Origin of the sequence: Nitrosomonas supralitoralis (genome assembly GCF_003011925.2) — a bacterium.
GTDB lineage: Bacteria > Pseudomonadota > Gammaproteobacteria > Burkholderiales > Nitrosomonadaceae > Nitrosomonas > Nitrosomonas supralitoralis.
In genome coordinates this window covers 1-2,759 of sequence record NZ_PXXU01000123.1, presented here as the reverse complement: position 1 = coordinate 2,759, position 2,759 = coordinate 1, and the positions used below count along the sequence as shown (strand labels likewise).

The window sequence follows — 2,759 nt, the reverse complement described above, 5'->3', positions numbered from 1 at the left end:
TTGTTTGTACATTATTTTTGCCTGACTCCAAAACACCTATAAATGTTTTAAGATTGATATGTAAGCTTATTATAATCACTTCAATCCATTCACTCGTTCCTGTGTTGTATGAAACTTAACTGCGGTCGCAAGAACCAGTGTTCCGCTGGCAAGATCCTTTTTAATCAACCGATCTCTTAGAGCTGCAACTTGTTTTTCAAAAGCTTTGTTCAGCGCAGTAAGCAATTCATCATCTTTCAATGATTTTGGATTCGAGGTGTTATCCTTTTCTTTCAGCCAACCCTCATGTTTTTCTCGATCGTTATGCACTTGAGTTTGTGTGATGGAATGAAGTTCCTGACCGATCGCCGCATCACTTTTATTAGAGTTCAGAATTTGATGATAGGCTTTGAGCATTTCTAGAGAGTCGAGTGGCTCTCCTCTTGTTTCAACCACATGAAGTCGTTTGCCCCAGGCAGGTAGTTGAACCTTGTGCTCCGTATCAGGAATGTAAGTATCTTGACGCGTTCCCACCCATTGATCATCATGTCCCAAAAATTCTACAGATGTATTCGGTCCTTTATAGATATCCTCCGCTTTCGTTCCTCCTTTCCCGCTGCCAGATAATGCAGGAGAGGTTATCGTCGTTGTTGCATTATTATGGATAACCGTTATAGCAGAATCTATTTTAATCATTGTTGCATCAAAAGCTTCTGAATAAAATTTCTTGGACGACTTTCCAAATAAAGTACCATTGGCTTTCAATGCTTTAACCTTAGTACCAAGATTACTTGTTATGTCTGTAATAATTTTAACTTTAATCCATTCATCTTTTGTTAAAATTCCCAGGCCAATATTCCACAAGGTATCTTTTATCCACGCACCACTTACATCTTTTACATGACTCGCCATACTTGAAGCGTGTTCATATTCTTCTTTCTCTTGCCCTGAATGTATCTTTTTCACTTTAGCTTTTCTTGTGTGCTCATTGGTATTGTCAAAGATTTCTTCTTTTGTGGTCTTTGTTTTAGTAATAGATGGTAGCGCTAAAAGAGTACTCAATGTTTTAGCCATAAGTTGTAAATAAAGTTTCAGCTCAGGGGTCATCACAATATTTTTGGCGGATGCAACATCATTAATCAGCCCCTGTAATCGCGTTTGCAAGTCTGCATATGCTTTTTGTGGTTCATATTCTTCATCAGTAGACAGATTCAACATGCTTCCATAGTGTTCTGCGTCAGTAGCAAAATTCACTTGTGCACTGATACCTGGCCTATCAAGTCCAGCTTTGCGACTAGGCTTCAAGTCGATATCATTGATATTAGAGGCAGATACCTTATCCTCATCTTTGTTAAATGAGCCATCATAAGTTGGCGAAACATTTTCGGGTTTAGTGGTAACCTCAGAAATAGGAAAGGTTAATTCAGGGTCTTTTTTAAAGTCTTGAATTAATGCAGAGAGTTTAGGCTTTTTAGCAACCATACTCGATAAACTTGATTGAATCATATCATCAATTTGTTTAACTTCTTTCGGATCTGGAATCGGTGTGGTGTCATTAATCGTATTAACTAAAAAGGGAGGACTGACAAGCTCAAGTGCATTGTCTGCGTCCGTCTCCAGATAAAACGGCAAATTACTCAAAGGCAGTTTTTTAGTAGAAGCCGAGAGCACAAGATGTGTGAGCCCTTTTATCGACCCTGTGTCCATCTGAGCAAACTCATGTTCAAAGCCCACCGTTGTAATTCCACTATAATCTTCCTTGGAATAACCAAATGTGGTTTGATTATCATTTTGTTCGGTAATCAATTCAGCAAATGTCGTCGCTGTTAAATCAAAGCCCTGAATCGTTGGAGAAGTAATATGCTTTTCTGTTAATTCTGTCAATTCAGGGGTAGAGGTTTTCATTTGAGCCACTTTGGCCCCCATAAGATCTGCTTCATGCTCAAGAGCATTATCATCATTGATATTCAACATGCCTTTAAGTTGCATGGTGGGCTTCACACGCCCTTGCTTCTGTTGCACTACGTGCCAGGCTTCATGTGGTAGATGTTTTTCTTGTCCTGGACCTAAATGAATGTCAGTTCCTTGCGCATAGGCCTGGGCTTGCAATTGAGCGGGTTTATCAGAATTACGATGCACCTTTACATCATTCATCGAGTATCCAGAAAGATTTTCAATGCCTGTTTTTAAATTATCAGGTAAACCTGTGTTGTTTTTTTTCTTCTGAATGGTCTGCAATTGTGCTGCTTATTTTGTCTTTGGACTATTGTTAACCATCTCTTGCAGTTTCCTTTGTGCAATGGCTTCAGGTCGATTGTCGACAAATTGAAAAGTAGACTCCTTGCTGTTCTGCATCTGAGATTCACCATTTGCAACCGATTGGCTTTTATTTTCTTGTGTTTTGGAAGCGTGAGTCATCATATTTTTATTCTTTTCAGGTTTGGTCAATTACCACCAACAATTGAATAATAGGAATGTTCCTATTATCCTCTTAAGTATATGCAGCACTAAGCTAAGTATTTTTTGGTTTATGTGAAAGAGGTTTTATTTCCCGATTGTTTTGCTTGAACGCTGCTATTTGCCAATGCTTGTAATTTTCTTTGCGCAATAGCTTCGGGTCTATTATCTATAAATTGAAGAGAAGAGTCACTATCATTATGAAATTGAGAGACTGAATTAGCTACCGGTTGGCTTTTGTTTTCCTGTGTTTTGACAGCCCGAGTATTCATAATTAATAACAGGTAAACCCCCGGCTCAGCCGGGGGACTCCCGAAGGTTTG

3 protein-coding genes are annotated in these 2,759 nt (G+C 38.9%); all 3 read right to left on the bottom strand.

Features of this window, described 5'->3' with window-relative positions:
• Positions 1-75: 75 nt before the first annotated feature.
• The gene (locus tag C7H79_RS18515) at positions 76-2,217 is read right to left on the bottom strand and encodes an eCIS core domain-containing protein (RefSeq protein WP_197714670.1); all 2,142 of its coding nucleotides are present in this window, start codon (positions 2,215-2,217) and stop codon (positions 76-78) included.
• 9 nt (positions 2,218-2,226) lie between these two features.
• Positions 2,227-2,427: a hypothetical protein gene (locus tag C7H79_RS16800; protein ID WP_106708378.1), complete on the bottom strand. Its 201-nt coding sequence runs from the start codon at positions 2,425-2,427 to the stop codon at positions 2,227-2,229.
• 80 nt (positions 2,428-2,507) lie between these two features.
• Positions 2,508-2,759 (bottom strand): hypothetical protein (locus C7H79_RS18580; protein ID WP_206781776.1); only part of this gene is annotated, 252 nt, incomplete at its 5' end.